The 13,579-nt window shown below is 67.2% G+C and carries 14 protein-coding genes; 3 read left to right on the forward strand and 11 right to left on the reverse strand.

Annotated features, from left to right (window positions below):
* Nucleotides 1-24 precede the first annotated feature (24 nt).
* The 10 genes from OG203_RS20385 to infA form a co-directional block, all read right to left on the reverse strand.
* Nucleotides 25-1,473, reverse strand: a complete 1,449-nt coding sequence (locus tag OG203_RS20385) for an MFS transporter (RefSeq protein ID WP_405167223.1) — start codon at nt 1,471-1,473, stop codon at nt 25-27.
* A gap of 198 nt (nt 1,474-1,671) precedes the next feature.
* The gene (locus tag OG203_RS20390; protein ID WP_405167224.1) at nt 1,672-2,502 is read right to left on the reverse strand and encodes an LLM class F420-dependent oxidoreductase; all 831 of its coding nucleotides are present in this window, start codon (nt 2,500-2,502) and stop codon (nt 1,672-1,674) included.
* A 51-nt stretch (nt 2,503-2,553) separates the two neighbouring features.
* A complete protein-coding gene (truA, locus tag OG203_RS20395; RefSeq protein ID WP_405167932.1) occupies nt 2,554-3,450 on the reverse strand; it encodes a tRNA pseudouridine(38-40) synthase TruA in 897 nt (298 codons plus the stop codon).
* Between the two features lie 94 nt (nt 3,451-3,544).
* A complete protein-coding gene (rplQ, locus tag OG203_RS20400; protein ID WP_405167225.1) occupies nt 3,545-4,081 on the reverse strand; it encodes a 50S ribosomal protein L17 in 537 nt (178 codons plus the stop codon).
* 52 nt (nt 4,082-4,133) lie between these two features.
* Nucleotides 4,134-5,192 (reverse strand): DNA-directed RNA polymerase subunit alpha, encoded by a 1,059-nt coding sequence (locus tag OG203_RS20405; protein WP_014981770.1) that lies wholly within the window; start codon nt 5,190-5,192, stop codon nt 4,134-4,136.
* 102 nt (nt 5,193-5,294) lie between these two features.
* A complete protein-coding gene (gene rpsD, locus OG203_RS20410) occupies nt 5,295-5,900 on the reverse strand; it encodes a 30S ribosomal protein S4 (RefSeq protein WP_357386299.1) in 606 nt (201 codons plus the stop codon).
* A 22-nt stretch (nt 5,901-5,922) separates the two neighbouring features.
* Nucleotides 5,923-6,336, reverse strand: coding sequence for a 30S ribosomal protein S11 (gene rpsK, locus OG203_RS20415; RefSeq protein WP_040731638.1), 414 nt, complete (start codon nt 6,334-6,336; stop codon nt 5,923-5,925).
* A gap of 10 nt (nt 6,337-6,346) precedes the next feature.
* Complete coding sequence (gene rpsM, locus OG203_RS20420; protein ID WP_218473860.1) at nt 6,347-6,721, reverse strand: 30S ribosomal protein S13; 375 nt, start codon at nt 6,719-6,721, stop codon at nt 6,347-6,349.
* Between the two features lie 249 nt (nt 6,722-6,970).
* Nucleotides 6,971-7,084, reverse strand: coding sequence for a 50S ribosomal protein L36 (gene rpmJ / locus OG203_RS20425; RefSeq protein WP_011207363.1), 114 nt, complete (start codon nt 7,082-7,084; stop codon nt 6,971-6,973).
* A 251-nt stretch (nt 7,085-7,335) separates the two neighbouring features.
* On the reverse strand, nt 7,336-7,557 hold the full coding sequence (gene infA / locus OG203_RS20430; protein WP_003418601.1) for a translation initiation factor IF-1: 222 nt from the start codon (nt 7,555-7,557) through the stop codon (nt 7,336-7,338).
* 391 nt (nt 7,558-7,948) lie between these two features.
* Here infA and OG203_RS20435 point away from each other — a divergent pair, with 391 nt between their 5' ends.
* Nucleotides 7,949-11,206 carry an AAA family ATPase gene (locus OG203_RS20435; RefSeq protein WP_405167226.1) on the forward strand — a complete coding sequence of 1,086 codons (3,258 nt, stop codon included), beginning with the start codon at nt 7,949-7,951 and terminating at the stop codon, nt 11,204-11,206.
* 286 nt (nt 11,207-11,492) lie between these two features.
* Here the strand turns inward: OG203_RS20435 and OG203_RS20440 are convergent, their stop codons facing one another.
* A complete protein-coding gene (locus OG203_RS20440) occupies nt 11,493-11,993 on the reverse strand; it encodes a DUF4254 domain-containing protein (RefSeq protein ID WP_405167227.1) in 501 nt (166 codons plus the stop codon).
* Between the two features lie 170 nt (nt 11,994-12,163).
* On the opposite strand from OG203_RS20440, the gene OG203_RS20445 reads away from it, so the two are divergent.
* The gene (locus OG203_RS20445; RefSeq protein ID WP_405167228.1) at nt 12,164-12,973 is read left to right on the forward strand and encodes a GntR family transcriptional regulator; all 810 of its coding nucleotides are present in this window, start codon (nt 12,164-12,166) and stop codon (nt 12,971-12,973) included.
* On the forward strand, nt 12,970-13,578 hold the full coding sequence (locus tag OG203_RS20450) for a GNAT family N-acetyltransferase (RefSeq protein ID WP_405167229.1): 609 nt from the start codon (nt 12,970-12,972) through the stop codon (nt 13,576-13,578). The genes OG203_RS20445 and OG203_RS20450 overlap by 4 nt, the downstream gene beginning before the upstream one ends.
* Nucleotide 13,579: the final 1 nt, after the last annotated feature.

A 13,579-nucleotide genomic window follows, 5' to 3' on the forward strand; every position in this document is an offset into this window, starting at 1 on the left:
TCGGCGCGTGCGCCGGGCGGTCAGTCACGCACGGTGGCCGACGGACGATCTCGGCTCGTCGGCGGCGGCGATGGATCCCTCGGTGTCGATGGTCGACGTGGCCGAGGTCTCCGGCATGAAGAAGTACGTGACCAGCGAGATGAGGATGCACCCGGCGACATACCAGAAGTACACCGATTCGTGGTTCGCCTGCTTCAGCCAGAGGGCGATGGTTTCCGCGGTGCCGCCGAAGATGGCGACGGTCAGCGCGTAGGGCAGGCCGACGCCGAGCGCGCGGATCTTGGTCGGGAACAGCTCCGCCTTCACGATCGCGTTGATCGAGGTGTAGCCGGAGATGATCACCAAGGCCAGCATCATGAGCGCGAACGCGGCGAGCACGTTCGTGGTGTGCGCGAGCACGGTCATGATCGGCACGGTCAGCAGCGTGCCTGCGACACCGAAGAAGATGAGCAGCTTGCGCCGCCCGATCCGGTCGGACAGCGCGCCGGCCAGCGGCTGCAGCACAACGAACACGAGCAGGGCGATGAAGTTTATCCAGGCGACCGTGCCCTTGGAGATGCCGGAGGTGTTGATCATGAACTTCTGCATATAGGTCGTGTAGGTGTAGAACGCGACCGTTCCACCGAGCGTCAGACCCATCACCAGCAGGCATTCGCGCGGGTACTGCAGCAGCATCCGCAGCGAACCACGCGCGGGCGGCGGCTTCGGCTCGCCCCGCTTCGCGGCCGCCGACGCGGCTGCCTTGTCCTTGCCGTGCTGGTAAGCGTGCTCGGCGATCCCGTCGGTGATGAAGACCCGGTTCTCCGGATCCGCGGCCGCGGCCCGGAACTGCTCGGACTCGTCCATGCTTCGCCGCAGCCACATCACGATGAGCGCACCGGCCGCACCGATGAAGAACGGGATGCGCCAACCCCAGTTGTTCATTTCCGCGTTGGTCAGGAACTGCTGCAGGATGATCTGCACGCCGAGCGCGACGAGCTGGCCCGCGACCAGGGTGACGTACTGGAAGCTCGAGTAGAACCCGCGCTTGCCCGACGAGGCGACCTCGGACAGATACGTTGCGCTGGTGGCGTATTCACCGCCGACCGAAAGGCCTTGCAGCAGCCTGGCGATCAGCAGGATCGCCGGCGCGGCCAGGCCGATGGTCTGGTAGCCGGGGGTCACCGCGATCAGCAGCGAACCCGCCGCCATCACCGTCACCGACAACGTCAGCGCGGAGCGGCGGCCGAACTTGTCGGCGTAGCGGCCGAGCAGCCAGCCGCCGATGGGACGCATCAGGAAGCCGACGGCGAAAACGGCGGCGGTGGACAGCAGCTGCGCCGTCGGATCGTCCTTGGGGAAGAACGTTTTCGCGAAGTAGACGCTGAACGCGGCGTAGACGTACCAGTCGTACCACTCGACGAGATTGCCGATGGAACCGCGCAGCACGTTCGCGACGACCCGCCGCTCGCTGACGGGCTTTGTCGTAGTCACAAGATCTCCTTCTTCGACGCATCAGCGCGTCAGCCGAGATCGAGTGTGTCTGCTGTCACAGGTGCAAGGGAACTGTCCGGGCCCGTTCTTAACACTCCGTTAGGGCGATTGCTCGACGGGCTTCCCCTGGTCACCGCCGGTACAAGAGCGCACCCGCACAAGGTGTCTCGACCTCGTGCGGGGTGCGAAGTGTGTCGCTCAGCCGTGGCTGTTCAGCAGCGGAGCCAACGTGCGGAGCGCGGACACGTAGTCCTCGTTCAGGACCTGGATCGCGACATGGTTACCACCGGCATCGAGGTGCGCGGTGAGCTGGGCGACGACCTGCTCCGGGTTGCCGTGTGCGATAACGGCATCGAAGACGCGGCCGCCGGGGTTGGCGAGTTCTTCGTCGGTGAAGCCGAGCCTGGTCAGGTTCGAGGCGTAGTTCGTCAGGCCGAGGTAGAACCCGACGGTCCCGTCCGCGACCGAATGCGCTTGCCGCGCATCGTCGGTCAGCACGACCTTGTGCTCGGTGGCGATCCAAGCGTCCGGGCCGAGGATGGCACGGGCGTGCGCGGTGTGCGTGGCCGGGACGAAGTAGGGCAGCGGGCCCGCGGAGCGCTCGGCGGCCAGCTTCAGCACCCGGGGGCCGAGGGCGGCCACGGCGCGGCGCTCGACCGGAACGCCCAATTCGTCCAGCTCATCGAGGTATTCGACGAGGGCGTCGTACGGCTTGCGGTACTCACCGGTGTGCTCAGGGTGGCCCGCACCGACGCCGAGCAGGAAGCGTCCGGGGAACCGCGCCTCGATCCGGTGGAACGACTCGGCGACCTGCTTCGCTGGCGAGGACCAGATGTTCACGATGCTGGTCGCCACGTTGATCGTCGCCGTCGCCTCGAGCAACGGTTCGACAGTCGACAGATCGGCGGGCGGCGACGCCCCGAGCCACAACGTTCCATAGCCGGACTGCTCCAGCTCCTGTGCGTCTTCCGGGGTAAACAGGTTGTACCCCCGCCACACGCCGAACCGTCCGAGACCCTCGATTGTCATGCTTTGCGGAACCGCCGTGCCGTCGTTCCTATTCCAGCCAAGGGAACGGGTTCAGCTGCCGCAACAGCCATCGCCGACCGGCACCGTGCGCACTTCCCTGGTCTCCGCGTTGCGGGCGGCGAGGTCCGCGTCGGCGGGGTAGTCGACGGCGACCAGGCTGAGACCGTGCGCGGGGGCTACGGTCACCGAGCTGGAACGTTCGGTTTCGGTCAGCAGACCGCCGACCCAGTCCGGAGTACGACGCCCCTCCCCCACCGCGAGCACGGCACCGACCAGGCTGCGAACCATGGACCAGCAGAAAGCGTCCGCGCTGACGTAGGCGGTGAGTAGATCAGCGTGCCGGGCCCAGTCGAAGCGCTGGAGTTCGCGGATCGTGGTCGCGCCCTCGCGGCGGCGGCAGAAGGCGGCGAAGTTGTGCAGTCCCAACAGGTTTCGGGACGCCGCGCGCATGGCGTCGATGTCGACGTCGTGGCGGCAGGCGACGATGCCGCGTGCCTGCAGCGGTTCGGCACCGTAGGGGGCGGTGGTCAGCCGGTACACATAGTGACGGCGAATCGCCGAGAAACGAGCGTCGAATTCGGGCGGGGCGACGCGAATGTCCTTGATCCGCACGTCCTTCGGCAGGAATCGTGCCATCCGGTGCACGAGCCGGTCCGTGTCGACCTCGGCGATCGTATCGAAGTGCGCGACCTGCCCTTCGGCGTGCACACCGGCGTCGGTGCGGCCCGCGACGGTCAGCTGCACCGGTTCGCGCAGCACCTTGCTCAGCGATTCCTCCAGTACACCCTGCACGGTGCGCAGCCCGGGCTGTCGCGCCCAGCCGGTGAAATCGGTTCCGTCGTAGCTGATGTCGAGCCGGAACCGGGCCGCCGGACGCGCAGGTACCTCGACCGGCGCCGAATCCTGTGTCGGCTCAGCCGAATCCGACGACGTGGCAGCCGACAGCATCGAATCCTCCGCGCTCACTTCGATCTCCTGGTCAACGAACGAACCCGCCGACCCGCAGAGCGGGCGGCGGGCTCGTTCAGAACTGAACTCGACCTCAGGCCTTGTCTTCGTCCTTCTTGTCCTCGGCGGCCTCATCGGCGGCCGGAGCCTCGACCTCGGCGGTCTCGGCAACGGCCTCGTCAGCGGTCTCCTCGACAACCTCAGCGGCCGGGGCCTCTTCGGTCTTCTTGGACGACGCGACCCGGCGAGCCCGGTCGGCCTCGTTGGTCACGGTCTTCTCGCGGACCAGCTCGATGATGGCCATCGGCGCATTGTCACCCTTACGCGGCAGCGTCTTGGTGATGCGCGTGTAGCCGCCTTCGCGACCCTCGAACGAGGGGCCGATCGTGGCGAAGAGCTCGTGCACGACGTCCTTGTTGCGGATCACCTTGAGCACCTCGCGACGGTCGGCAAGGGTGCCTGCCTTCGCCTTGGTGACAAGCTTCTCGGCGTAGGGGCGCAGCGCCTTGGCCTTGGACTCGGTGGTCGAAATACGACCGTGCTCGAAGAGCGCCGTCGCCAGATTGGCGAAGATCGCCTTCTGGTGCGACGCCGACCCGCCGAAGCGAGCACCCTTCTTGGGCTTGGGCATTGTTGGTTCTCCTTGTGTGAGGCCGGGCCGGGGTGCCTACCCCGCGTCTGGCCTAGAGCTGTTCGGTCTCGGCGTAGTCCTGCTCGCCACCGTCGGTGTCACTGAACGTGCCGCTGTCGCTCCACGTTCCGGTGCTCGCGTCGTAACCCACCACAGACGAAGGATCGAACGACGCCGGGCTGTCCTTCAGCGAGAGGCCGAGCGCGTGCAGCTTGACCTTCACCTCGTCGATGGACTTCTGGCCGAAGTTGCGGATGTCCAGCAGATCCGACTCGGTGCGGGCGACGAGCTCGCCCACGGTGTGCACACCCTCGCGCTTGAGGCAGTTGTAGGACCGGACGGTGAGGTCCAGGTCCTCGATCGGCAGACCGAACGAGGCGATGTGGTCCGCCTCGGCCGGCGAAGGGCCGATCTCGATGCCTTCGGCTTCGACGTTGAGCTCACGGGCCAGGCCGAAGAGCTCGACCAGGGTCTTGCCCGCCGAGGCGAGCGCGTCCCGTGCGCTGATGGAGTTCTTGGTCTCCACGTCCAGGATCAGACGGTCGAAGTCGGTGCGCTGTTCGACACGGGTGGCCTCGACCTTGTAGGTCACCTTGAGCACCGGCGAGTAGATCGAATCCACCGGGATCCGGCCGATTTCCGCACCGGACGCCTTGTTCTGCACGGCGGGGACGTAGCCGCGACCGCGCTCGACAACGAGCTCGATCTCCAGCTTGCCCTTGTCGTTCAGGGTGGCGATGTGCATGTCCGGGTTGTGGACGACGACACCGGTCGGCGGCACGATGTCACCGGCGGTGACGGTGCCGGGGCCCTGCTTGCGCACGTACATCGTGACCGGCTCGTCCTCCTCCGAGGACACGACCAGACCCTTGAGGTTCAGGATGATGTCGGTGACATCTTCCTTCACGCCGGGAACGGTGGTGAACTCGTGCAGCACGCCGTCGATACGAATGCTCGTGACCGCGGCCCCCGGAATCGAGGACAGCAGGGTACGCCGAAGCGAGTTGCCCAGGGTGTAACCGAAACCCGGCTCGAGCGGTTCGATGGTGAACTTCGACCGGTTCTCGGCAACGACCTCTTCGGTCAGTGTCGGACGCTGTGAAATCAGCATTTAGGATCATCCTCCTGTTTGGGCGCCCGCTATTTGACGCCTCGTTTAAGGGGTTGTGTGTGGTCCACCGATTCGATGGACCACACACCGTGTAGCAGCGTGTTACTTCGAGTAGTACTCGACGATCAACTGTTCCGAGAGCGGCACATCGATCTGGGCGCGCTCGGGCTGCTGGTGCACCAGGATCCGCAGGCGGCCCGGGATGACCTGGAGCCAGCCGGGAACCGGACGGTCGCCGACGGTCTCGCGCGCCACCTGGAACGGCAGCGTGCTGAGCGACTTCTCCTTGACATCGATGATGTCGTACTGGGTCACCTGGAAGCTGGGAACGTTGACGCTCCGGTTGTTCACGGTGAAGTGACCGTGCGAGACCAGCTGGCGAGCCTGACGGCGGGTACGGGCCAGACCGGCGCGGTACACGACGTTGTCCAGACGGCACTCGAGCAGACGAAGCAGGTTGTCACCGGTCTTGCCCTTGAGGCGGTTGGCCTCTTCGTAGTACCGGCGGAACTGCTTCTCCATGACGCCGTAGGAGAAGCGAGCCTTCTGCTTCTCCTGCAGCTGGAGCAGGTACTCGCTCTCCTTGATCCGCGCGCGGCCGTGCTGGCCGGGCGGGTAGGGGCGACGCTCGAACGCCTGGTCGCCGCCGACGAGGTCGACGCGCAGACGACGCGACTTGCGGGTGATGGGGCCTGTATAACGAGCCATTTTTTATCTGTTTCCTTTCCCGCTAGACGCGACGACGCTTGGGCGGACGGCAGCCGTTGTGCGGCTGGGGCGTGACATCGGAGATCGTGCCGACCTCGAGGCCTGCGGCCTGCAGCGAACGGATCGCGGTCTCGCGGCCCGAACCCGGGCCCTTCACGAAGACGTCGACCTTCTTGACGCCGTTCTCCTGCGCCTTGCGGGCAGCGTTCTCGGCGGCGAGCTGCGCGGCGAACGGGGTCGACTTGCGCGAGCCCTTGAAGCCGACATGGCCCGAGGACGCCCACGAGATGACGTTTCCGGCCGGGTCGGTGATCGACACGATGGTGTTGTTGAACGTGCTCTTGATGTGTGCGTGGCCGTGCGGGACGTTCTTCTTTTCCCGGCGACGCGACTTCTGGGTCTTCTTGGGGCCGGAGGCCCTGGACTTCGGAGGCATCGGTTATCCCCTACTTCTTCTTGCCGGCGACGGTGCGCTTCGGGCCCTTGCGGGTGCGCGCGTTGGTCTTGGTGCGCTGACCACGCACGGGCAGGCCACGACGGTGGCGCAGGCCCTGGTAGCAGCCGATTTCGATCTTGCGACGGATATCGGCCTGCACCTCGCGGCGCAGGTCACCTTCGACCTTGAGCTCGGGCGAGCTCTCGATGTAGTCACGCAGCTGCGTCACCTGGTCGTCGCTGAGGTCCTTGCTGCGCAGGTCCGGGCTGATGCCGGTGGCCGCGAGGATCTCCTTGGAGCGGGTACGGCCGACGCCGTAGATGTAGGTCAACGCGATCTCCATGCGCTTTTCGCGCGGGAGATCAACGCCCATGAGACGTGCCATGTGGCAGGTTCCTTTAGCTGTTGCGGAGGTCTGCTCCCTGTCCGTCCCCTCGTCTTAGTGGGGCACCGGCCTCCGTACCGGTGGTTGGCACACACGCCTTCCTGGCGAACCTGGAATACCGCAGCGTGCGGCTGGAGCTGGGAGTTCTTCTTTAGTTGGCCAAGCCGATCAGTGATCGGTGCCCGGCTGGTGCTGCGTCGATTCGACCCTCGGCAAGCCTCGGATCGGTATGGGGTTGCCCCCGTTCGATCAGCCCTGGCGCTGCTTGTGGCGCAGGTTGTCGCAGATCACCATGACCCGACCGTGACGGCGGATCACCTTGCACTTCTCGCAGATCTTCTTGACGCTCGGCTGAACCTTCACGTCCGTCCAATCTTGTTGTGGTTCACACGGGTGTGAACACAGTTTTTCCCCAGCCCAATGGCTGGGGAAGTCTGTTGTGCCGCCCTGTCGGGCGAACGTTGTACCTTAACAAGCGGTAATCGCTCTATCGACCCCCGCCGGGGTCCGGGGGCGAAGCCCGCCGGGCGGGGTGTGGGGGTTGCACCCCCACAAAACTCCAAGTGAATCGACTTCGGCGAGCGCACTCCGCGAGCGGAGTTCGCCCACTCGATTCACTTGTAGCGGTAGACGATTCGGCCGCGTGAGAGGTCATAGGGAGACAGCTCAACGACCACGCGGTCCTCGGGGAGGATACGAATGTAGTGCTGCCGCATCTTCCCGCTGATGTGCGCGAGAACCTTGTGACCGTTCTCGAGCTCGATCCGGAACATCGCATTGGGCAGCGGCTCGACAACTCGACCCTCGACCTCGATGGCCCCGTCTTTCTTCGCCATGTCCTCCGCGATCCCGGTTACGCTCAACCTGGTTTGTTTGGCTTGCTTCTGCTTACATGGACCTGTCGGTCGAAGTGACCGGTAGACACACAAACAGTCGGCGCATAGGTGCACCGCCGCTCCAGCTTACCGGTACCGGATGGTTCCGGCAAAAATGCCCCCTGCCAGCACCGGGCCTCGGTACTCTTTTCGCCCCGATCAGAGCACTGAATCGGGGGCGAGAGCGCCCGGCCTCCTGCCCCGCTGCCGTGTCCATGCGTCGCGTAAACTGACCGCTGTCCAGGTATCAGGGTCGAGCAGATCGAGGGGGATCCGTGAGCGAGCGCAGCGAGCGAACCCCATACGCAGCGCCCTCGGGCATGACGGCGCCGAGCGTTAGCGAGGTGCAGGCATGAGCCGGAATAATGACGGCCTCCCCATGCTGCCGCCGTGGCTGTCCGAGAGCGATGTCACACAGGTCGGCTACGAAGCGCCGGTACAGAACCTTCCCTCCGACGATGTGATCGAAGAGGGATCAGGCCGCAGACGTGGTCGACAGGAGAAGCGCGGCAGACGCTGGGGGCGCGGCGACAAGAACACCGAGCAGCCCGCCGCCGAGGAACAGCAGGCGCCCGCACCCGCCCCGCACGGGCGCGCGCCCGAATCCACTCCCCGTGGACCGGAAGCGCCGCAGCCCGATTCCCCCCGCGACGACCCGTGGCGCCAGCCGGGTCTGGACGCGTACGTACAGCCGCGTCCGGATGACGCATGGCAGGCCGGACCGCCGCAGCGCGAAGAAGCACCGCAGCAGCGCACCGAAGCACCGGCACAGCGCACCGAAGCGCCCCCGCAGGGGCTGCCCACCCGGAACCCAGGCCCGCCGCTCCCCGCGTTCCAACCGCTCGGCAGGCGCGCCGGTGCCGAACCGCCCGCGTCGAACGACGTGACAACACGGCACAAGACCGCCCGGCCCGATCTGCCACCGCCACCGGCCCTTCCGGATCCACCGCCGCAGGCGTCGACGGCCATCCCGGACGCCCCGCCGCGCAACGTGCCGCCCGCTCCCGCCGAGCGTTCGGCGCCACCCGAGCCCGACGGCCCGCCGCCATGGCTGGCCGGACCGAGGCCCGAGCAGCCGACGACCGGCCCCGCGAGCCCGCCGCGTCGGCCACCGCTGCCCGATCCCCCACCGCCGCAAGGCGATCGGTCGGCGGCGCCCTCCGCCGAGCAGACGCCGTCGGCGCGACCCGACGCACCGATGCGCGGCGGCGATGGTCCGCCGCCGCGAGGACAAGAACTACCCGGCTGGGAATCGCAGCCGCCGCGTGAGAGCGCCGCGTCCACTCAACGACCGGGCCCGACGACACCACCGGATCGGCCAGGACCGCAGGAGCAGAGCCCCGCGCCCGGCGAACGGCCAAGCGCGACAACAACTCCGGAGCCCGTGACCGGGCCGCAGGGTCGCGCGCCGTACGCGCCGGATCCCGCCGAGCGCGGTTCCGGTGCGACGACACCCCCTGGTACCCAACCGGATCAGGAACGCCCGAGCCGAGGACCGGCTGCGAACCCGGCACCGTCGAGCCCGATCAGTCCGGCCGCGGAGTACGGACCGTTGTCCGGCAACACCGGCCCGCTCGGTGTCCCGCAGCCTGATCGCCCACCCGGATCTGCCGCCGAACAGCAAGGCGCGAACAGCACGCCGTGGTCGGCGGGACCGCCGACACCAGGCAATACGGAGCGGCCGGAATCCGGTCAGCCGCAACGCGACTCCGGTCGGCAGGCACCCAGCTGGGTCTCCTCCAACGCCGGAACGGCGCGGCCGACGACCAGTGGGCGGCATCGCCTGCCGTCCGAGATCGAGGCGGGAGCTGTCGGCGAGCCCGGTCGGCCACCGCAACCGAACGACCCCGCACCGCCGCCGGTCGGGCCGTACGCACCGGTCGGCCCGGGCGGCTACACACCACCCACCGTCGGCGGCCAAGCGCCAGGCAGCGAACAGCCCGGCCCCCCGGCACCGGGCGAGCCGTGGCGCAACGCCGCGGCACCGGTGTGGACAGACGAATCCGCTGGCCGGACACCGCCCTTCGCGGGCGGACAAGCACCGGTCAGCGAACAGCCAGGCCCACCGGCACCCGGCGAACCGTGGCGCAACCAAACACCACCGACCGAAACCACCGGCCGAACACCACCTTTCATCGGCGGACAAGCACCGAGCAGCGAACAACCAGGCCCACCGGCACCCGGCGAACCGTGGCGCAACCAAGCACCACCGACCGAAACCGCCAGCCGAACACCACCTTTCATCGGCGGACAAGCACCGAGCAGCGAACAGCCAGGCCCACCGGCACCCGGCGAACCGTGGCGCAACCAAGCACCACCGACCGAAACCGCCAGCCGAACACCACCTTTCATCGGAGGCCAGGCTCCGAGCAGCGAACAGCCAGGGCCGCAGGCGCCCGGGGAACCGTGGCGCAACCAAGCGGCACCGGCGGCGCAGAACGAAACCGGCGGTAGGACACCGCCTTTCGTCGGTGGACAGGCGCCAGCCAATGAGCAGCCAGGGCCGGGCAACGAGCAGCAGCCGACCGATGTCCCGTCGCGCGCGGCCGGCGGATTCGCCGGACCGCAGGTGGGCGGGCAGGCGCCGGGCGGCGCATCGCCGACACCGCCTGCGCCGCAGGGACAGTGGGGTCGCCCGCCTGGTGCGCAGTACCAGCCGGGTGTGCAGTACCAGTCGGGACCGCCGCCGTCACTGGACGATGTGCCGATGCGGCGCGCCAAGAAGTCGCCGGGCAGTGGCTGGCGTAAGGCCGTGCATCACGTGTCGGGTGGCGCGCTCAATCCGGGCCTGTCCGCCGAGGAGCTGCGGCTGCAGGAGTTGGTCGCGCGGATCAGGCAACCGGTGCGCGGCGACTATCGGATCGCGACGCTGTCCCTGAAGGGTGGTGTCGGAAAGACCACCACGACAATGGGTATCGGGTCGATCTTCGCGTCGATCCGAGGCGATCGGGTGATCGCGGTGGACGCCAACCCCGACTTCGGCACGCTGTCGCAGCGGGTGCCGCTGCAGACCAGGTCCACCGTGCGCGACCTGCTGCTCGATCCATCGATCCAGCGCTACTCCGATGTGCGCAGGCACACCTCACAGGCCACCAGCCGACTGGAAGTGCTTGCCAGCGAACGCGATCCGGCGGCCTCGGAGGCGTTCAGCGAGGAGGAGTACCGTGCGGTCGCGCGGATCCTGCAGCGCTTCTACAACATCATCCTGACCGACTGCGGCACCGGACTGATGCACTCGGCGATGTCGGGCGTGCTCGATCTGGCCCATTCGCTGGTGCTCATCTCCTCCCCCGCCATCGACGGAGCCCGCAGCGCCGCAGCGACTTTGGACTGGCTGTCACTGCACGGACACGACCACCTGGTCCGCAACGCGGTAGTGGTGATCAACTCCCCGCGCGCCGGATCGCCGAACGTCGGCATCCAACAACTGCGCGAGTACTTCCTGTCCCGCTGCCGCGCCGTGCACATCATCCCGTTCGACGCGCACATGTCCGAGGGCGCCGAAATCGACCTGCACCGCCTGCACAAACACACCAAGCGCGCCTACGTCGAACTCGCCGCCACCATCGCCGACGATTTCGCCACCGATCACCGCCGCTACCAACCCTGAAACACCCCCGTGTCACACCGTCACGTGACACGGGGCGCCAGGGTGGCCACCGCTCTGAGAGTTCGGACTACCAAAGGATTTCCGCATCACCGCCGGGCGCGTCGCCTGCCGAACCCAACCGCAGCTCGATACTGGGCAGCATGGTGGACCGACCGAGAGGGCTACGGGGATCGAGGCGAGTCATATGGTCGCCGCCGAAGATCAGCTAGCGACCATATGACTCGCCTCGAGACATACTTCACCGGCGCGAGAGGGCGCGGGGGGTTGGCGGGCTAGCGAACCGGGGCTACCACTCGGGGAGGCGGCGTCTGCCCGCGAGGATGTCGCGGACGAGATCGTCGTAGGCGTCGGCGAGTTCGGCAAGGTGATGCCAAGCGCCGTGCAGCCTTTCGTCGTGCGCGTCGAGGGTCATCAGCGCGTGATGCGCGCGCACCGAGGATTCGGCGAGGCGGTCGATGACCGCGCCGACGGTTTCGGTGTGCAGTGTCGCGCCGAGCCGGTGCTGGGGCACACTGCGCGCGACCCAGTCATCGATGGCCATGACCAATTCGACTCTGCGGCGCTCGATTTCGAGGACAACCAGCGGGTCGGTATCCACCGAACCACCGCGGCCGACCAGTCGCCGCTCGTGCAGCACCGCGAGATCGCGGGCGAACCAGAGCAGCGGACCGCCGACCACGCGGTGTCCACGGCACGCCCGAACAAGTAGATCCGAGGTGGGAAGCAGTCCAGGAGCGTGGGACTGCACCACCGAATCGGCACACCGCAGTGTGCCGGGGAGAGCCATTACGACCGTTGTATCCGAACCTGCCACGTTGCCTCGCCGTCATCGCCGCACAACACCGGATCAGGACGTTCATTACAATAAACCTCTGAAGGCACCTGTCAAGCGTTACCGGGCCGTAGGAAGTCACGAAGAGTACACTTCGTTACCTGCACGACCAACCGAGGAGCAAGATGGCGGACGGTCCGACGTATCACCGGATCGCAGACCTCCTCCGCGAGGAGATCCGCGCAGGCAAGTGGAAACCGGGTGATCGGTTGCCAAGCCACACGGAGCTGGCCGAGCACATGCAGGTCTCGCTTACGACCGCTCGCAATGCGATTCAGGTCCTTGTCACCGAAAATCTCGTCTACACAGCGACTTCCCGCGGCACCATCGTGCGCAACCAGGAAGTCCTGGAATCGGTTGTCACCGACCATATTCGACACGACCGGCCGAAATCGCCGCACGATATCTTCGAGGAGATCGCGCGCGGCGCGCACCGGGTGCCGTCCAAGGAGTTCACCGCGAAGATGGAGCCCGCCGGCCCCTCGGTCGCGTTGTGGCTCGGCGTGCCGGAGGATTCCTGGGTGCTGGCCAGGACGGTCGTCCAGTTTCTCGATAACGAGCCGTGGTCCTGGGAGGTCACCTTCTATCCGCGAGACTTGGCCGAGGCCACCGGAATCGACTCACCGCACGACATCCCGGAGGGCACCACCCGCCGGCTGGCCGATCGTGGCCACGCGGAGACCGCCCACCGTGACACGCTGACGGCCAGGCCGGCCTCCGCCGAGGAGGCCACCGTGCTCGGCGTGGCGGCGGGTACCATCCTGCTGGACCACCTGCGCATCGGCGCCAACCACGAGCGGGTCACCAGGGCCACCCGGCACCGCTCCATCGCCGCACGCAACCGGCTCGCCTATCAACTCGGCGACGCCGAAGGACTCGGCGTCATCGGCCGCACCATCGGCGTGCCCTACGGGCCTGGCATCGCGACGGCATGAGCCCTATTGTGCTGCGCCAGGCGACAATTGGCGATCTGGGCGTGATCTGTCAGCTACGGCTGCAACGCATCGCGTGGCTGACCACCCGCGGCTCCGACCAGTGGACGGTCGCCGGCCGCGGCCTGCCCATCGAGATCTTCGCGCGGGCGGTCGGCCGCTCGCTGGCGGCGGGACAAACCTGGATCGCGGAGGTAGCGGGTGAGCCAGCGGGCACGATCACCGTCAATCGGCACGCCGACCCGGGGCTGTGGTCACCGTGGGAACTAACCGACGCGGTCGTCGTCCATTACATGATCGTCGACCTGCGTTTCGCCGGACAACGCATCGGCCACCACCTGCTCGCGCACGCGGGAAAACTTGCGCGCCAACAGGAACGCGACTGGGTCCGGCTCGACGCGTGGACAACCAACACCGAACTGCACGACTACTACCGCAGGGCGGGCTTCCAGTTGGCCCGCATCGCGGGCCCTATCGCGACCGGCCCGTCCCGCGCCCTGTTCGAACGCCGCGCCGACAGTTGGGATTTCGACACCGCAGTACCGGTTCCGGCGATCCGCATCGCGGGCAGCACGCCGAAACTCGGTGCGGTCCAAGCCAATAACTGAG

Source organism: Nocardia sp. NBC_01499, assembly GCF_045040275.1.
Taxonomy (GTDB): domain Bacteria; phylum Actinomycetota; class Actinomycetes; order Mycobacteriales; family Mycobacteriaceae; genus Nocardia.

Bases quoted from the DNA above. Each gene is read 5' to 3' on its own strand.
- OG203_RS20390 (WP_405167224.1), bottom strand. From the start codon at position 2,502: ATGACAATCGAGGGTCTCGGACGGTTCGGCGTGTGGCGGGGGTACAAC.
- truA (WP_405167932.1), bottom strand. From the start codon at position 3,450: ATGCTGTCGGCTGCCACGTCGTCGGATTCGGCTGAGCCGACACAGGAT.
- rplQ (WP_405167225.1), bottom strand. From the start codon at position 4,081: ATGCCCAAGCCCAAGAAGGGTGCTCGCTTCGGCGGGTCGGCGTCGCAC.
- OG203_RS20405 (WP_014981770.1), bottom strand. From the start codon at position 5,192: ATGCTGATTTCACAGCGTCCGACACTGACCGAAGAGGTCGTTGCCGAG.
- rpsD (WP_357386299.1), bottom strand. From the start codon at position 5,900: ATGGCTCGTTATACAGGCCCCATCACCCGCAAGTCGCGTCGTCTGCGC.
- rpsK (WP_040731638.1), bottom strand. From the start codon at position 6,336: ATGCCTCCGAAGTCCAGGGCCTCCGGCCCCAAGAAGACCCAGAAGTCG.
- rpsM (WP_218473860.1), bottom strand. From the start codon at position 6,721: ATGGCACGTCTCATGGGCGTTGATCTCCCGCGCGAAAAGCGCATGGAG.
- infA (WP_003418601.1), bottom strand. From the start codon at position 7,557: ATGGCGAAGAAAGACGGGGCCATCGAGGTCGAGGGTCGAGTTGTCGAG.
- OG203_RS20435 (WP_405167226.1), top strand. From the start codon at position 7,949: ATGAGCCGGAATAATGACGGCCTCCCCATGCTGCCGCCGTGGCTGTCC.
- OG203_RS20440 (WP_405167227.1), bottom strand. From the start codon at position 11,993: ATGGCTCTCCCCGGCACACTGCGGTGTGCCGATTCGGTGGTGCAGTCC.
- OG203_RS20445 (WP_405167228.1), top strand. From the start codon at position 12,164: ATGGCGGACGGTCCGACGTATCACCGGATCGCAGACCTCCTCCGCGAG.
- OG203_RS20450 (WP_405167229.1), top strand. From the start codon at position 12,970: ATGAGCCCTATTGTGCTGCGCCAGGCGACAATTGGCGATCTGGGCGTG.